15 protein-coding genes and 1 pseudogene are annotated in these 15,867 nt (G+C 54.0%); 8 read left to right on the top strand and 8 right to left on the bottom strand.

Annotated elements, in window-relative coordinates; all coding sequences use genetic code 11:
- Positions 1 to 1,698: 1,698 nt before the first annotated feature.
- Positions 1,699 to 2,418: an HAD family hydrolase gene (locus F4X57_00220; protein ID MYC05606.1), complete on the top strand. Its 720-nt coding sequence runs from the start codon at positions 1,699 to 1,701 to the stop codon at positions 2,416 to 2,418.
- A gap of 6 nt (positions 2,419 to 2,424) precedes the next feature.
- Here the strand turns inward: F4X57_00220 and F4X57_00225 are convergent, their stop codons facing one another.
- A complete protein-coding gene (locus tag F4X57_00225; GenBank protein MYC05607.1) occupies positions 2,425 to 3,138 on the bottom strand; it encodes an HAD hydrolase-like protein in 714 nt (237 codons plus the stop codon).
- Positions 3,139 to 3,962: 824 nt separating this feature from the next.
- Here F4X57_00225 and F4X57_00230 point away from each other — a divergent pair.
- The 4 genes from F4X57_00230 (at position 3,963) to F4X57_00245 (ending at position 6,111) form a co-directional block, all read left to right on the top strand.
- Complete coding sequence (locus F4X57_00230) at positions 3,963 to 4,178, top strand: hypothetical protein (GenBank protein MYC05608.1); 216 nt, start codon at positions 3,963 to 3,965, stop codon at positions 4,176 to 4,178.
- Between the two features lie 30 nt (positions 4,179 to 4,208).
- Positions 4,209 to 4,442 carry a hypothetical protein gene (locus tag F4X57_00235; protein MYC05609.1) on the top strand — a complete coding sequence of 78 codons (234 nt, stop codon included), beginning with the start codon at positions 4,209 to 4,211 and terminating at the stop codon, positions 4,440 to 4,442.
- Between the two features lie 41 nt (positions 4,443 to 4,483).
- Positions 4,484 to 5,365, top strand: coding sequence for a hypothetical protein (locus F4X57_00240; GenBank protein ID MYC05610.1), 882 nt, complete (start codon positions 4,484 to 4,486; stop codon positions 5,363 to 5,365).
- Positions 5,366 to 5,448: 83 nt separating this feature from the next.
- Positions 5,449 to 6,111: a hypothetical protein gene (locus F4X57_00245; protein MYC05611.1), complete on the top strand. Its 663-nt coding sequence runs from the start codon at positions 5,449 to 5,451 to the stop codon at positions 6,109 to 6,111.
- Between the two features lie 15 nt (positions 6,112 to 6,126).
- Here F4X57_00245 and F4X57_00250 read toward each other — a convergent pair whose 3' ends face one another.
- The 6 genes and pseudogenes from F4X57_00250 to F4X57_00275 all read right to left on the bottom strand — a co-directional run bounded on the left by F4X57_00250 (position 6,127) and on the right by F4X57_00275 (position 12,529).
- The gene (locus F4X57_00250; GenBank protein MYC05612.1) at positions 6,127 to 7,629 is read right to left on the bottom strand and encodes an SDR family oxidoreductase; all 1,503 of its coding nucleotides are present in this window, start codon (positions 7,627 to 7,629) and stop codon (positions 6,127 to 6,129) included.
- Positions 7,630 to 7,807: 178 nt separating this feature from the next.
- Positions 7,808 to 8,566, bottom strand: a pseudogene (locus tag F4X57_00255) (IS5 family transposase).
- A 733-nt stretch (positions 8,567 to 9,299) separates the two neighbouring features.
- On the bottom strand, positions 9,300 to 9,710 hold the full coding sequence (locus tag F4X57_00260) for a hypothetical protein (protein MYC05613.1): 411 nt from the start codon (positions 9,708 to 9,710) through the stop codon (positions 9,300 to 9,302).
- Positions 9,711 to 9,871: 161 nt separating this feature from the next.
- A complete protein-coding gene (locus F4X57_00265; GenBank protein MYC05614.1) occupies positions 9,872 to 10,171 on the bottom strand; it encodes a hypothetical protein in 300 nt (99 codons plus the stop codon).
- A 69-nt stretch (positions 10,172 to 10,240) separates the two neighbouring features.
- Entirely contained in the window at positions 10,241 to 10,582 is a 342-nt protein-coding gene (locus F4X57_00270) for a hypothetical protein (GenBank protein ID MYC05615.1), read from the bottom strand.
- Between the two features lie 1,689 nt (positions 10,583 to 12,271).
- Positions 12,272 to 12,529: a hypothetical protein gene (locus F4X57_00275; GenBank protein MYC05616.1), complete on the bottom strand. Its 258-nt coding sequence runs from the start codon at positions 12,527 to 12,529 to the stop codon at positions 12,272 to 12,274.
- Between the two features lie 117 nt (positions 12,530 to 12,646).
- Between F4X57_00275 and F4X57_00280 the strand changes: the two genes are divergently transcribed.
- From F4X57_00280 to F4X57_00290, 3 genes are all read left to right on the top strand, one after another.
- Complete coding sequence (locus F4X57_00280; GenBank protein ID MYC05617.1) at positions 12,647 to 12,943, top strand: zinc-ribbon domain-containing protein; 297 nt, start codon at positions 12,647 to 12,649, stop codon at positions 12,941 to 12,943.
- Between the two features lie 86 nt (positions 12,944 to 13,029).
- Positions 13,030 to 14,118 carry a hypothetical protein gene (locus F4X57_00285; GenBank protein ID MYC05618.1) on the top strand — a complete coding sequence of 363 codons (1,089 nt, stop codon included), beginning with the start codon at positions 13,030 to 13,032 and terminating at the stop codon, positions 14,116 to 14,118.
- Between the two features lie 36 nt (positions 14,119 to 14,154).
- Positions 14,155 to 14,388 carry a hypothetical protein gene (locus F4X57_00290; GenBank protein MYC05619.1) on the top strand — a complete coding sequence of 78 codons (234 nt, stop codon included), beginning with the start codon at positions 14,155 to 14,157 and terminating at the stop codon, positions 14,386 to 14,388.
- Positions 14,389 to 14,635: 247 nt separating this feature from the next.
- Here F4X57_00290 and F4X57_00295 read toward each other — a convergent pair whose 3' ends face one another.
- Positions 14,636 to 15,595 (bottom strand): SMP-30/gluconolactonase/LRE family protein, encoded by a 960-nt coding sequence (locus F4X57_00295; GenBank protein MYC05620.1) that lies wholly within the window; start codon positions 15,593 to 15,595, stop codon positions 14,636 to 14,638.
- Positions 15,596 to 15,867: the final 272 nt, after the last annotated feature.

A 15,867-nucleotide genomic window follows, 5' to 3' on the forward strand; every position in this document is an offset into this window, starting at 1 on the left:
ATCATGACTCCGTGTTGAGTATAGGTGTGCGGTCGTTGGTCGGCAACGGGCGGCATCAGAGTCCGGGGACGGGTCAATGCTGTCTCCTTGCTTCAAATTCCCAGGAATCGGCTTGTTCAGATTTACCAGCTTAATTCGATGAGAGGCGGGGTTTCAGTCATGATAGATTAAGGGCTGCATCGTATTCGCGCAGAAGTGGGCTGTCAATGGGTGCGGGCCGCATTACCAAACTCTATTCGAGGTGACCACGCGCGTCGTCTCGCCATTGGAATGGCGGAAGTAGCAGGGCCATTTGCTGTCGGGAAACGCCATGTGGCTGCTGTCCATCTAAAGGAAACACCTTCAATATGCAAAAGCATCAAGAGGATACAGCGCAGCAGGTAGAGGGGCAGCCGGCACCCGCCCAATACCATGTATTGCGGGCGTCCCACAGAGCGGGGCAATCCGTTTCCCAAGAAGCACATACCAGCTCACGCGCCGCCGCTTTCGCACTAGGCTATGAGAAACTGTTCACACTGCCGCAGAAACACAGACGATGACTGCATGGCCTGGTGCAGGCTCTGGATGTCGGTGTCGGTTCTCAGGCAGGAGTGCAAGCGTTACGCGTAGAGGGTGGACGAACTGCCGGAGGCGACGAGTGGCCGGTTGGCGACCATCTGCAAGTACCACGCCGGTTCGCTCGCGTACTTCGTGCCGGACACCCCCGACTTTGCTGAAGCTGGGGAACTGAAGGGCGACGACCTTGCCGCGGCCCAGCGAATCCTCGATGAGAGGAGACTTACTGGTGGGACACCGGGCTGATTTTCAGCCAATCGCTCTCCCTGGCGCTTGCGGCGTGTCCATTCTGGTGACGAGAGATACCGGGGCGCACCTCTGACGAAAATTCAGGCGCTCTACGGTGATTCTACAGAGATGGTTTTCTCTAAATCAGCTTGAAAACGCCGGTTTCGCCGTCGCTCCGCGCGACCCTCGCTGTTGCGGGAACCGCTGTCGCGAAGGATTCAGCGTGCATTCACCAGCCGTTCAACGTCCTTTCACGAGATCTGTCCTGGCACCGTGAGCTTCCCACTATAGAGCGAGTTCCAGAGTGTCGACGCTCTGCGCAATGTTTTATAACGGCGATGATAACGCATTTGGAAAGTGCCGGAAATGACCCTCCGGACACAGCAGACGACATCCGAAAATGCGCCGGCAATTCTCAAAGACGAACAACGTCGGGCGAGTGGCGGACGCACTTGAGAGCGCACAGTCAGAAAACACTCGCAAGAGCTATGCCAGCCAGTTTGGGAAATTCAGAAGCTGGTGCGAGCAGGAGGGCTACTCTCCTCTTCCGGCGCAATCTGAGGTTCCGGCCGGGTATGCCGCGGAGCTTGCGGACGATGGAAAGAGTATGTCCACAATTCCAACTTGGCGATTTCGCCCATTTTAGCCGAACTGTTGAAAAAGCTCGGGTTGAAGGGGACATGTTGGCGTCGTAAAATGTCACGAACATCCGGCGTTCGCACCCCTCTTGTGTAATACATCCAGAGGGTTCATGCTGTCCTTGACCATCGTCGTTCTACTTACTTCGGATATGTTCACTTACGGTGATAAGGATGAAGCGATGGTTTGTCTCTATACAGCCCTCCCTTTTGCACTATGTTGTGGGATACTACTGACGGAGTTGACGAAATCCAAGTCGTTGGCAGCGGTGATTAGATGAAAATGATCAATGTCAGATCAGGGTCAGATCTGTCCCGGATCACGACTATCTCGTTCGATGGTGACGATACGCTGTGGGACTTCCGGTCAGCGATGGAAAATGCGCTGGGACTGACGCTGCGGCAACTTCGAAAGGTCGTAGAAAGTGATGCGACTCAACGTTTGACCGTGCAAGAGATGATTGTGATAAGGGATAGAGTGGCGTATGAGCTGGGCACCGCCGTAAACCTAGATGAGATCAGGCATGCGGCATTCGTTCGAACGCTTGAATATGTGGGCGCGCCCAGCGAGGAAATTGCAGGAAATCTATTTCGCTTCTATATGGACGCCAGACTGAGAGGCACTAAGCTATACACTGAGGTTCCAGCCGCGTTGAGCCGTCTTGAGGGTGCATACCGCATAGGGCTGATTACCAACGGGAACAGCAAGCCCGTGGTGACTCGGATTCCAGTAAAGTTCGACTTCACAGTGTTCGCGCAAGACTGCGGCTTTTCTAAGCCTGATCCTCACATCTTCAGGTTAGCTCTCACTGCCAGCAGTTGTGAGCCCGAGGAAGTTCTCCACGTCGGAGATTCTCTGAGTGACGATGTTGCGGGCGCGAACAACAGCGGGCTGCTTAGCGCATGGATGAACCGACAATGCCTGAAAAACGAGACGCAAGTTACCCCGGACTTAGCAATCCGGGACCTAAATGACCTCGTGACGATTCTGGTCTGACGGCATCTATCGATTCAGCAGCAGGTTGACCACTCTTGCAGTGTCTGAAAGGTCTTGAATAATGTGACTGGGATGGTGCTCGCTAAGCTCATCTGTGGTGTATTGACCGGTTGCTACCGCCAGCGTCCGCACATGATTGGCGTGGCCTGCCCGTATGTCTGATGGCGTGTCACCGACTACGAAAATTTGATCATTGGAGTAGGTACGCCCGGACCTTTCCTGACATGCGTCAATTGCACTAGTCACAACATCAGCCCTATCCATGTGCTCTCCTCCGAATCCACCATCCTGAAAATAGGAATCCAGGCCAAATCTTCGTAACTTGATGAAGGCCGATTCTCTGAAGTTGCCAGTCTCCAGCCCCAACTGCACATTCGGCTCAGAAGCGAGCGATTCCACCAGAAGGGACGGAACGCCTTGGCAGGCATTGCCATCGGTCCACGTCTCCAGTAATTCGCCTAGATGCCTGAAGTACACTGATTTAAGATCGGACAGATCAGGCGGGGTACCCGAGCCCCCAGGTGTCAAATCCCACTTGAGGTACACCTCTTTCATAAGAGGCAAGTCCAAGCCGCCAGCAAAGGCCATCCCAGTAAACGCATGCGGGACGCCATGAACCTCCTCAAAGGCGCTGTTAAGGGCTGTAGTGCCGCAACCGGGTAGACTGACGAGCGTCTGGTCCACATCGAATAGAATCAAAATTGGCGAGTCGGCTTCCATTAATATTCCCTTTCAAGAGGATCCGTCGTGGGTCGCTTATAGGGTTGAAGCGAGATGATGCGAGTTTACTGGGTCTTCTTCTCGTGCCTATCCCGTTCCGAAGGAAGCTTGGGAATCGGCCAATCGGGCTTGGGAACCCAATTCTCCCATCCATGGCTAAATAGTGGCGCGCCGTCTTTGAAGCGATGGAGAGCCACGTATCATTCTGATTGTATCAGGACCGACTGCTCTTCAGGCACCAGTCCCAATGAAACCGCACAGCCGAGTTCCGGCGATTAGCCTCTGCTCTTTGGCGGATGGAGGTGGTATGCGAACAGAAACAAAGTTGCGGATGGACTCGCCTGTGAGTGGGCTTGATGTGAAATCGGCGAAATACCGCCGTTTCGGACTCATGCGCTGAACTATGCGAGCTTGTGCAGTATCAATAACATCGACAAGGCGCAATAAGTCTCAATAAGGGTTAGTCAGCGGTTTGGACGGTGACCCTATTTTGCCCAGCCCTATTTACATCACGGTGTATTGCGCACATTCTAGGTTCCGTGGACAATTCAGACTTTCACCTATCGTTCCCGCGCAGGCCGGAATCCATAGGGGTTGAGCGGTGCTGATGTACGCTGCTCGCTACGATTTTTCTATGCTGAGTTGCACGGTAGGTCGCTCAGGAAATTGCAGGATAAGAAGTTCCTGCTCCCCCTTGAAGAAAACGCTACCATGCGATCCGCCTTCCTTGACCTTTCATGCGAGCCTGCTACACTCACAGCCGCTGCCGTTGGTTACACTTGAAGCGGCAATCACCAATCTATCAAACAACTAGGTGAGTTGATATGACTACTGATATACCTCACGAAGTACATGGAGACGATCTTCCACTCGGCGTTTCGCACCGCACCCTCGCGATTGACTGCGAGCATGTCGAGAAGATGCTCCACAAGGGCACTCGCGAGCACTTCGTCATCTACTGCGACGAGCCGGAGCGTATGGGCGGTGAGGATGCCTATCCGCGGCCATTGACATACATCACATCCGGCATCGGCTTCTGACTGTTCACCCAGTTGAAGCGATACGCTACAATGAGAAAAATCGTTATCGACAGAGCGCGCGTCCACGTCGAGATGGACTACTACTTGGCCGGCTCTGTACTGGTGGGAACGGTGCACAGTGGCGTAACTGAGGTGCTGTCCGAGTTCGAGGTCACCGCCGATGCGGACGAGGAAGACATAGCCTATGGCATCAGGCTTGCGAAGCGGGGCAGTTTTGCCGAGAGATTGGTTGAAACGGCGGTGCCCATCAAGGGCACCCTTTGATTGAATGGCAAAGAGGCGACGAACCTACTGGAGGATTGATTATGGCGACAGCAACCGTGGGCACAGACAAACTCACTTATGAACTCGCTCAGGACTTCCCGAAACTTCCGGACGGCGAAGATTTCGCGGTAGTCAGCACTGTGGCCACCGATTCACAGAACAATCTCTACGTCTTCCAGCGGAAAGACCCGCCCGTCGTCGTCTTCGACAGCAACGGCAACTACTTGAACGCCTGGGGGCATGGCGCGTTCAACTCGCCGCACGGCATGAGCATCAACGGCGATGTCGTCTATCTGACTGACCGCGATGACTCCGTCGCTGTGGCATTCACGCTGGAGGGCAGCCCTCTCATGGTGCTTGGAGAGCGCGGTGTTCACTCCGACACGGGCTGCGAAAAGCCGGGTGACCTGGTCCCTCGCGCCGCCGGTCCGTTCAACTACCCGACCGAGATTGTGAAGGGCCCGTCCGGCAGTATCTATGTTGCTGACGGCTATCGGAACAGCAGGATTCACAAGTTCACGGATGGGGGCGAACTCGTCAACTCATGGGGAACTCCGGGAAGTTCGGAGCCGGGCGAGTTCCACCTGCCGCATAGCCTGATGGTCGATGATGATGAAAAGGTCTATGTATGCGACCGGACCAACCGCCGCATCCAGATTTTCGACAGCGAAGGCGAGTTCATCACCGAGTGGACCGGCATGGGCGGGCCTAACGACATCGCGCAAGGCGCGGATGGCTTGTTCTACATCTGCGAGCAGGAGGCTGACGGCAACCCTCCGTATGTTACTATCCGCGATGGTGAAGGCGAAGTGCTGGCGCGCTGGGGAATACGACACGCTCATGGGATATGGGTGGACTCGCGGGGCGACATCTATGTCGGCCTGACGACGAGCCAGAGCGTGGACAAGTACGTGCGCGTGTGAGGGCAGAAGTCCCTTCCCCCTTGATGGGGGAAGGTTAGGATGGGGGGGAATACTCCCTGAATCGAATTGGTGAGGTGTTGAGAATGGGCAAGTTCTATGACGAGGCGCTGCTACCCGACGAACTGCGGCGCGGTTACGACGTGTACGACAGGATTAGGGAGCTTGGCATCCCATTGGGCAGCTTCGATGAGGATGTCATATCATTGGAAGGCGCGGGAATAGCGGCGGCGGTCGTGCAAGAGAGCGGCCTCGTGTATCTGTCCGGCACTTCCGCCGGGACGTATCCGATGAACGACGATGCGGTGCGTATCGAGCACGGGTTTCAGGCGGCGCAGGATACGGCTGACAGGCTGATTCGCAGGCTGCACTGGACCCTGAGTTGCGGCGACGAAGGCGACCTGAACGATGTGCTGTACACCGTGAAGGCGCTGGGCATGGTAGTTTCACCGGGCGGTGGAGCGAGCGGTGCTGCGCCTGCCGTGACCAACGGGTTCTCATTCAGGTGGCACTCGGTCTTTGGCGGACCTCGAAGCGACTACGCGGAGGACGGCGTTGACCCGGGCGGGTTTGCCGGAATCCATGCCCGAAGCGCGATGGGCGGCTTCGATGGCAAGTTCTCCATCGAGCCGGAGATTATCGTCGCAATCCCACCTGCGCTTGCAAGAGAGATTATCAGCAACAGGGGCTGGGTCTTCCCCCTGCCGCCCGTGATGCTGGAGAAAGTCAGGGCTGCCAAGGGTTCATGAGCCACCCGCACTAATCTAGTCGCCGCCGACTTGACCTTGGGGTTCTTCCTCGTATGCGGAGGCGGCCATTCGCTCCGCTCGCCGGGCAATGGACCTGATCAATCCCCGAAATATCCATGTGTGGAAAGGATACAGAGCATACCAGTAGAGCATACCCGCCACCCCCTTGGGGCTGAAAACAGCCGTCTGCTCCAGTTGAGTCGTACCGTCAGCGCCTTCAAGCACGTCGAACTGAAGCCACGCCTTGCCCGGAAGTTTCATCTCGGCCCTCAGCCGCACCACGCAGTTTGTCTCCAGCGCCTCTACTCGCCAGAAGTCCAGTGCATCGCCGACACGCAGGTCGTCGGGATGTCGCCGTCCCCTACGCAGACCGGCGCCACCCAGCAGCCGGTCGAGCATTCCCCGCAATCTCCACGCCCAGTTCGCAAAGTACCATCCGCGGTCTGCACCAATGCCGGTGCAGACTCGGAATACATTCTGCATGGGAGCGGCGACACTACGGCGGCGGCGCTCGATAATCAGCCCCTCGCGCGACTCCAGATAGACAAGCTCTTGTGGCGCTGTGGCGCTGCCGGCGGCATCGCTCCACGAAGTGTCTATCAGCCCCGCATCCATATCCTTCACAACATTGCCAATAGCTGAGGCGTAGTCCTGCGGCACGACGCTAGGGAAGAGGGTGTGTGCAAGATTGTCGGTAACGACGACATCGTTGCGAAGTCCCTCCACCAGCGGCACCGCGATAGAGGAGGGGATAGGCGTCATCCAATGCACCCAATATGACGATAGACGAGGTGTCAGAACCGGGACCGGAATCATCAGCCGTCGCAGTCTCCTTGCCCTGGCATACCCGAGCATCAGCCCTCGGTAGGTCGTCATATCCGACCCTCCGATCTCGATTGTGCGCCCCTTGCAGCGGGGAACCCTCGGTGCGGCGACCAGATAATCGAGTAAGTCGTCGATTGCGATTGGCTGAATGCTGGAGTAAATCCACCTTGGGCATACCATGACCGGCAGGCGCTCAACTAGGTAGCGAATCATCTCGAACGAAACACTGCCGGCGCCAACAATCACGGCAGCGCGGAACTCAGTAACCGGCACGCCGCTTTCGCGCAGCGCCTGTCCCGTTTCCTGGCGGGAGCGCAGGTGAGTGGAAAGGTTGGCTTTTGGGTCTCCCAGCCCGCCCAGATAAACGATATGTCTAACGCTTGCTTTACTGGCAGCTTGACCGAAGGCGCGGGCGACCTGCATGTCCAGCTCATGGAAGGCGGCGCCGCTGGACATGCTGTGAATCAGGTAATAGGCGGTGTCCACACCGTCCAGTGCCTCGGCGAGGCTCTCAGAGTCAAGGGCATCTCCGACAACCACCTCGACCTGCCCTATCCAGGGACGGGAGAGCACCCGGGCCTCGCTGCGGACGAGGACGCGAACCCTGCATCCTTCCTCAAGCAGTCGGGAAACCAGCCTTCCGCCGATGTACCCCGTTGCCCCTGTAACCAGAATTGTGCCAATATCGGACATCCGGCAGCCTCCCGCTCCAAGGTTCCCGAAGTGGAACTCCTATAACCTCATTATAGCGGCAAACGTCCTACACCATGATTCCGCCACGCCCCCTTGTTCAATGTACGGTAATGGCAACATTGGAAACCGTCATAGAAGCCCTATGTCTCTGACTGCCGACCTAAGTTGTGTGGACAATTCATTGCAGCCAGATGAGCGTACCCGCGATATGGATGAAGCTCAGGTAAGAGTAGGCTAACTTGCCGTAGCCAGAGAACACTCTACGAAATCGATTCATCTTGTTGAAAAAACACTCAACCAAGTGGCGCTCTCCGTATGTGTGTTCATCATATCGATACTGCCTCTTGCGGCTCGACTTAGGAGACATTGTAGACGTTGCGCCACTTAGCGCGATATACTCGCGGAACGCATCCGAATTGCGCCCTTTGTCTGCTATGACCCGCTCGCACTCCGCATCCTATATCAGCGCCTCTGCCTGAGTAATGTCAGCTTCTTGCCCCGCCGTTAGAATGAACCTCAACGGATTGCCCAGAGCGTCAACACTCGCGTGTACCTTCGTGCTGAACCCACCCCGACTTCTGCCTAACGCTTGGGCGGCGTGCCCCCTTTTCAGCCGACGCGCCCGCAGCACAAGGATGCCCTCTTGCTATCGTGCTGTCTATCAGTAGATTTTCCATATCCGGGTCTTCTATGAAGTGCTCATACATCCGCTCCCAGACTCCGCTTTGCTTCCAGCGCGTGAATCGCCTAAATACGCTTTAGACTGGCAGAACTTCTCAGGCAGGTCTCTCCAAGGCGCTCCCGTTCTGTTTATCCAGACTATCGCCTCTATGAACTTCCTGCACTCGGCTTCGTCTTTGACATATACGCTGCTGTCCGAACGAAGAATCTCCAGTATCCGTCTCCAATTGACTGTCGTTAATCTCGTGTTTGACATCCACTCAACATTGCATATATCTCAATTGTCCACAGAGCCCAACAAGAAAAATGCATTTGCTGTAGAGGAGCATCGGCGCTCCAGCCACTTGATGAAAACCCACACTTCGTCAGGCTAGCGGCAATAGCGAGAGCAAATTAAGCTCCGTATCGACAATCTGCTGTCAGGCTGGAAACAGGAGCCTCTGCGTGAGCGCTCGCGGTTTCCCGAGAGGGTGCTTGAGCAGTTTTGCGCCAATCCGTTTTTGGAGCGTGGAGACGCCTCCTGAACGGATGGAAATGGTTTGTTCGTCCGCGTAGCAAGCCATCAACCAGCTTGTGAGCCCAGGCGCAGTCTCGACTGTTGGAGATGGACGCAGAAACCGTATGTACTGTGATCAGGGAATCTTCGAGGTACTGAGCGAGTCGTAGAGGGTGGCCTATGGCACCATCGCCAGGATCCTGGTCGGGTCCGGCACAAGCTCCAATTAGGTTAAGGTTATCTGAATCGAGCCGTAACCCAGCCATCGGCACAGATTCTATCAGATCGGTGGTGCTGACGTACATCGCCTCGGTGGCCAAGACGATTAATTTGAATGAACTGACCGCGACATCATTCGTTATTTCTGAGGTAGTATAGCTGGAGAAGCCTACTCAGCCATCCCAAGGTCCACGAAGACACTCGATGAGGCTGCACGACAAAGCTAATGGAATCATCGGAGATATACGTTGGAATATTATCCGGATCCCAGTCACTATTGTACCTCTCTCACCCTTTTGCCTTCCACGCGAACCGTTATCACATCCATGTTATGGAACTTCTGATGTTTCACGGAAGAGGCGTAATGGCGAAGCAGCCTGTAAGAAATTTCTGCTTCGTCTGGAACTTCAGGCTGCATGTCGAGATATGCGAGCCTGTCTTCTAGGTTTTCGACATCATAAGCTGTCGACAGGAACTCCAACTCTATGTCGTCATCAACGGGATGCGCATTGATCATTAGGCGGCGCTTACGTTCGAATTGCTCTTCATCTTCATACTGGACCATAATTGTCAGAGTTTCCTCACCACCTGCCCTCACACTCTGTATTGAGAATTCGTCCCAGTGCCTGTCTAAGGCGACGCCCCGCAGGAACGTGTCCACCGCCGGCATCGAATCGAGATCCAAAGACACTTCCATGCGCTTTCGGCGAGCCGCCGTAATTTCGACAGAAGCAAGCATTAAAGCTGCGGCTAATCCCCCGAAGTTACACTGTTACTTAGCAGTGAACTCCAAGTCCCGGACAGTAGGTCTGCAAATATTGCATGGTTTTGGAATCCTATGCCGACCTAGAAGGAAACGGCGACGACTATTGCCTTGCGATGATCCATCCCATCTTGCATCACCGTCTGAACACCTTCTATGTACACCAGCCCCATGATTATCATTATGTAAGCTGCCGCTACGGGAGCCGGAATCGCGAGCAGGATCGCGGTCACTTTCGGAAGCAGTGCTAACGCGACAAATATGGCACCGGCCCATACCCCAACACTGCGAGATGCAACTCCCGTGAGCTTGATCATCGCTACACTCGGAGACCCCGTCATTGTCGGCATAGTGCCGGCTATCCCTGACAGCAAGTTGCTCATTCCATTTACGTTAAGCCCACCTTGGATTTCTCTGAAGTCACTCGCTATCGGCTGACGACGAGACGCACGTTATACGGCGGCAACATCGGCGACAGCCCAGAATTTGAGGCTGGGTGTCAGTTCCAGACCTGGCCATGTAATTTCAGGGAACCCTATCCATGGGGATTCAACCACCAGACTCGAATCGTAAAGCCCAAAAGGCAACGCGACAATACAACCCACTACTATCCCTATGATTGGCGACCAGAGTCGAATGCCACGTGGCGCCCTGAGCAGCAGCACGGCAATAGTCGCAAGCGTAACAATGGAAGCCAGAGGAGCCGCCAAGGGGGATATTATTTTCCCGTCTGGTGCATATGTAAGAATTCGAAACACTGCCAGAATGACGGTTGCTGCTATCAGCATAAGCATTGTGTCTGATACGACAGGAGTGATCACGCGTCTCAGAAGGGATAGACGAGCCGCTACGAAGAATTTTAGCAGTGACTAGAGTACGACGAGAATAGCCATCATTGACGGGCCGCCTTCTATCAGAGCAGTGATGCAGATGGCGATCGCCGGTTCAGCAGTCCCTATGATGACAATATGGCCGGTACCCAGGCGTCCAACCTTCGAAGCCTGGAACAGGGTAGCGAAGCCACATATGACAAGCGATGCAAATACCGACTAGGTCAGGTAACTTTCTGGTTTTTCAGAGCTTCGGACTATGATGACGACTGGCACTACTACAAGGGCGACCACCACCACAGCGAGTTGAAGGCCAGTAATCGCTGAGGTCAAAGGAGGGCAGTTCTCCTCTGGCTCAAAGCGAACAGCTTCCTGTGAGTTCTCCTTGGAAGACAAGCGTGGTTCCTCCATATATCGAACACGGCAAGCCCTGTAGTTTAAGATTTCAGTTTCACCTTGTCCACATCTCAGAGTTGACCCGGCGTGTTCAGGCAGATGGAAACTTGCCGGGCTCATTGTATACATATGATTCCTGGGCTAGACAGGTTTCATTCGTAATGACCTGCTCCAGTTAAGATTCCCGGCTGTCCAGCTTTCGTTTTCTGGGAGAATTCATACCCATAATACTCGACAGATTGGGAATGACCGAAGAATAGCGTCCCGTCAAGCGATATAGGAGTTCGACACTCCTCTTGCCCCGCAATCTACTCTGTGAGCTGTACCCACGGCGGGGCTTCGGTGTAAGTCTCTCATGCCGGCGTTACGCACCTGCGACCGAGTATTCACTCAACGTTCTGCACGGCGAGCGCGGCGCCAACCAACCGAAGCGACGACGGTCTGTCCGAGAAGATACTTTCCGCTCTGGTATAGCATCCTATCTCCCTGTTAAGCCTATCCTGCAAATCATACCACAGGGTCTCATTCCGGCACTCCTTCGAGAGGTTCGTGAACACCATGAGGGCCAATCCAACGTCAATCCGCTGCGCGCAGCCCGATATTATGAGGTCGCAGGAGTCGACGAATAAACGCTCTGCGACGATAAGACGATACACCCAGATTCGACTCCGGACTGGCATAAGCGGTGATCTATCATACGGTACGGCGGCGTAGAACTTCGGTACAGATGGAGGCCGTTGCCTTACTTAGAGTGAGCGTTCATACTGATTTCGCACCGGGCAGGATTGCGCTTTCCGAGATTCGTTGCAGAACTAGCATTGAATTCGGTGATTATGTGGATTGATGGGACGTGGTTCACTCAAGGTTGCACGGAGGACACAAGCCCTCTCGTAAATCTTTTTCTTCGGTAAGTCTAGCAGATTCACCGTCGTAATTTGTACGAGCATGAATATGCGTAAATCCATACTGTTGAGCGCAAAGTAGTTTTTCCATGACTGTCAACTAGGCGAGTCTTGAAACTTCCAGTTTCGCCGACATAGATAGCCGACCAGAATCCATCCTGTTCCAGCTTGGCAAATATGCAATTGCCTGGTACGTCAAGCCAGACGGCGCTTAGCTCATACACGGTGTAGGTGTACGAGAGACCCGACTTGCCTATCCAGTTAACTTGTTGCTGTGTTTAAGTTGTCAGGCCTGTGTCCTTTCGTTCAGACTAATTGAGTGCAAACCACAGGATAATCGTAAAGACTACGGAGATCAGCGCCCTTTTCCCTCCACTATGTTGGCGTATTTCTCGTACTGTTCTTGCGTAATCTCCGCATCGTCTCGTGCGATTACGAGAGGCATAAGGATGCTTAATTCCTGAAGTTTAATGAGTCTGCGGAGCAGCATATTATTGGTTTTCAGTTCGGTGTAAAGCAATTCGCTGTCAGTTAATGCCATCGTGAATCCTTTCATCACTCTGCCGTTGTTCGCATCTGTTCTATTATAAGCCGTGCTGATTTTGAGCGCCATAGAAAACGCCGCTACGATTTCTCCATCCTAGGCTTGCCAGGCCCCCCCCCGACCACGCTACCATTCTCCTAACCTCACCACAGGTTAAGTCATAAAAATCCACAAGTCTGTTCACGCTTGGATGGGACAAGGCATTCGTGCCTCCCTTGCGGCGTGAACGTGGATACCTTGGCAACCTGTGGTGAGGAAGCCGAAATCCTAGCCACGAGGGAGGTATCCGTGTATTGCACGTATTGTGGTGTGCAGAATCCCGATAACGCCAATTTCTGCTCAAGCTGCGGCAAAGAGCTAGTTGCTCAATCTGCCGAACCTCAACCACAAGTACATCATCCCTGGATGACCGCTCAGGAGCCGCCAGAACAGCCACAGGCGCAATCAGAGGAGCAGGGTAAGGGTGTGTGTAATCTAATCTAAAGTGAATTCAGGGTTGGAGCAGGCGCAAGAAGATACTTTGGGGAATGGTGGTAGGATTCCTGTTTCTGGTGTGTGTAGGAGCGGCTTTGGCAGAGCCTGTTGAAGATGAAGAAACTGCCAGCGTATCAACAGAGCCGACAACTCAAATCGTCTCCGAGTCTGATAATGCGAATCCTGAACAGGTTGATGAAGACAGCGCAGGTGAGTCAGTAGCCGAGAGTTCCGAACAAAGTCCAGGCGTGTCCTTCAATGACATTAGGATTGAGTTAGTGGGTACATGGAACTTCAGCTTCAACAGAATGATTTCGGTTCACGATGAAACGGCAGTCATTACAGGAACAATTGGAGACAACAGATTTCCAGCTACCTTACGCATAGAGGAATCGAAAGGTGAGATAGAGAAGTTTGAAGCTCGTATTGACACCATAGAAGGCGGGAAGATACTAGGCGCGGAAGACACCATTGTTCTTAGTGTTGGAATGCTCTCCGCCTTCATGGAACTTGTTCTGCCAGAGTGGGGAGAGGAAGGTGCTGAATGGTTGGTGAGGAGCGGAGAGGATTTGGCGAACGGCAACAGTCCAGTAAAGGCTACATACAAGAATGCTGAAATCGCCTATGAGTTGGAGTCGGGCGTGTTGATTCTAACCATACAGTTAAACGGCGACGGCGATACGGAAACAGCGAAAGCGCAGTCTCCCGAATCAGCCTCAACTCAAAGACCGTCCGTAACCCTTGAACCGACAGCCACTCCTAAGCCTGAAGTGAGTGCTTCTAGTATCTCATTGGTTCCGACTTTTATTCCCAAACCGACAATATCTCTTAAAGGGGTGAGTGAAGAAGACCGCATAGCGGGCAAGCATTGTATGTCGGAGTTGAAGAAGCTCTCAAAGGCAGACTTGCAATTCGGAATGCAGCAGCCTATTAGTGACAGATGGTTTGGCTATGACCCTGCAAGTTTGAAAATGGTTGAGTTCGAGATATACCCATTAGGTAGTGAATACCACTCCGTTTTTGTGGAGCGGGGACGTTACGGCGACCCGTGGAGCGACCACGAAGAGCATGTTGCAAGAGTGGAATTCACCGTCAAAACTGATGAAGGACTCAGGGTAAAACGCACAGCCGCCTATTGGGTTAGGAATGATAATTGCGAGATTGCGCTGATAGACTTTGATTAAGGAGAGGGAATGGCGTTGAAGCGAAGGAGAACGCCGATGGAAGCGACATTTGAAATGACTGGTTTGAGAGGTGAAGCAGGTGGAAGTGAAAGAGGCATATTGGTCAGGCGATACGGCGAGCGTGAATTGCTGATAAGGGCAGGACTCACAACCGACACCCAATCAACCTACGCATACATCAATCGCTCTGAGGCGTTGGCGCTGTCAGACGCAATCCGCGTCATGGCGCGTACTTTAGAATACGAAGAGGAAGCCCAAATCGATTTCTAAGTCCGCTGTCCGTTACCTTCCGTCCTTTCCTGCTTTATTGACCTCAGAGTTTAACGGCTCTGAGGTCGATATTCGTAAAATACCACAGACTTCCTTGGCGTGGTTAAGGCGTGGAGGTATAATTGTAGGTGAGGGACGGCGCATGGTTACTTTGCCGTATAATTCCCCTTCCATAAGTCCGGGATAGGGCTGATAAATCTCGACGCCCATTGCCAAACCTGTCATCTGTACACAACCCGCCACCGCACTACTTCACAGGCACGGGAACACCGGGGATCTTGACCCTAAAGGTGCCGATCCTGCCACGGGTGGTGAAGAACACCGATTTCCAGTCGCTGTCCCCAAAGCAGACGTTTGTGGTGGCGGGCTCCCCGTGAACCACGATGCCCAGACGATCGCCGCCGGGATTTAGGATGTGAATACCACCGGAACCACCGCAATAGACATTGCCTTCGGTGTCCACCTTCATGCCGTCCGGTATGCCTTCTCTTGCATCAGAAAGCATGTCGGCAAACAGCCGGTCTGATGCCAAAGCCAGCGTGCCGTCGTCCTGCACATCGAAGGCCCTGATGATGCCCTTGCGGGAGTCGTTGATATACAGGATGCTCTCATCGGGCGAGAAGGCCAGGCCGTTAGGCACGACAAAATCGCTCACCAGCAGAGTCAGAGTGCCCAGGTCCGCTGAAAGGCGGAAGACGCCGGAGATGGTCTGCTCCCACTGCTCCCGCGGACGCCGAAAGGTCCAGGGGTCGGTGAAGTAGATGCTGCCGTCGGATTTTACCACGACGTCGTTCGGGCGGTTGAGCTGGCGACCCTGGAACTGGTTGGCGAGCACAGTGGTGGACCCGTCGTGCTCTAGGCGACTGACGCGACGTCCATCGTGCTCTGCGGCAATGAGGCGTCCCTGCAGGTCTCTTGTCAGTCCGTTGTGACGGTTGACAGGCTCGGCTTCAACGGTGAGCGAACCCAAGGACTTATGACCATCCTCGGCTATTCCATCATCAATGGTGAAGCGCATGCGCCGGTCGTTGTGGATGTCACTGAAGAGCAGATGGCCACCGTAGTTCTCACCAGGGTCAGCCCACCAGAGCGGGCCTTCAGCAGGACCTTCCGCACCTCCGAAACTGTAGCCTTGGGAATCAATCAAAGAGACCGAATCAGAATCGATAATGTCGTCGAGCGCGGGAGATAGTTTCTCGATAGGCATGTCTGCGCCTCCTGTCTGTTGATATGCTGTGTAGATGTCCGAGTGCGTAAGGTCATACTATCAAATTTTATAGCGTTCTATTGGATTCCTTAGGGTGTGTTGGTTGTTGGCACAGATGTATGCCTGTACTAGTGGTGATTTGCATGGATGTACGAAGCGACAATGGCAGGTCCTGATGGCAAATCAGAAGCACTAATGATACGCTATATGAGCGTGTAAACTTGTGTGGACTAAGGGCAGGAGGGATCCCTGAGCTATCTTCGTGCCCTGAG

Source organism: Chloroflexota bacterium, assembly GCA_009840355.1.
Lineage (GTDB): Bacteria > Chloroflexota > Dehalococcoidia > Lucifugimonadales > JADFKI01 > Bin90.

Excerpts from the sequence above, each read along its gene's own strand:
- F4X57_00275 (MYC05616.1), bottom strand. The coding sequence starts at position 12,529 with ATGGCGCTCAAAATCAGCACGGCTTATAATAGAACAGATGCGAACAAC.
- F4X57_00290 (MYC05619.1), top strand. The coding sequence starts at position 14,155 with ATGGAAGCGACATTTGAAATGACTGGTTTGAGAGGTGAAGCAGGTGGA.
- F4X57_00245 (MYC05611.1), top strand. The coding sequence starts at position 5,449 with ATGGGCAAGTTCTATGACGAGGCGCTGCTACCCGACGAACTGCGGCGC.
- F4X57_00240 (MYC05610.1), top strand. The coding sequence starts at position 4,484 with ATGGCGACAGCAACCGTGGGCACAGACAAACTCACTTATGAACTCGCT.
- F4X57_00250 (MYC05612.1), bottom strand. The coding sequence starts at position 7,629 with ATGTCCGATATTGGCACAATTCTGGTTACAGGGGCAACGGGGTACATC.
- F4X57_00235 (MYC05609.1), top strand. The coding sequence starts at position 4,209 with ATGAGAAAAATCGTTATCGACAGAGCGCGCGTCCACGTCGAGATGGAC.
- F4X57_00220 (MYC05606.1), top strand. The coding sequence starts at position 1,699 with ATGAAAATGATCAATGTCAGATCAGGGTCAGATCTGTCCCGGATCACG.
- F4X57_00295 (MYC05620.1), bottom strand. The coding sequence starts at position 15,595 with ATGCCTATCGAGAAACTATCTCCCGCGCTCGACGACATTATCGATTCT.
- F4X57_00225 (MYC05607.1), bottom strand. The coding sequence starts at position 3,138 with ATGGAAGCCGACTCGCCAATTTTGATTCTATTCGATGTGGACCAGACG.
- F4X57_00265 (MYC05614.1), bottom strand. The coding sequence starts at position 10,171 with ATGAGCAACTTGCTGTCAGGGATAGCCGGCACTATGCCGACAATGACG.
- F4X57_00270 (MYC05615.1), bottom strand. The coding sequence starts at position 10,582 with ATGCTTATGCTGATAGCAGCAACCGTCATTCTGGCAGTGTTTCGAATT.
- F4X57_00230 (MYC05608.1), top strand. The coding sequence starts at position 3,963 with ATGACTACTGATATACCTCACGAAGTACATGGAGACGATCTTCCACTC.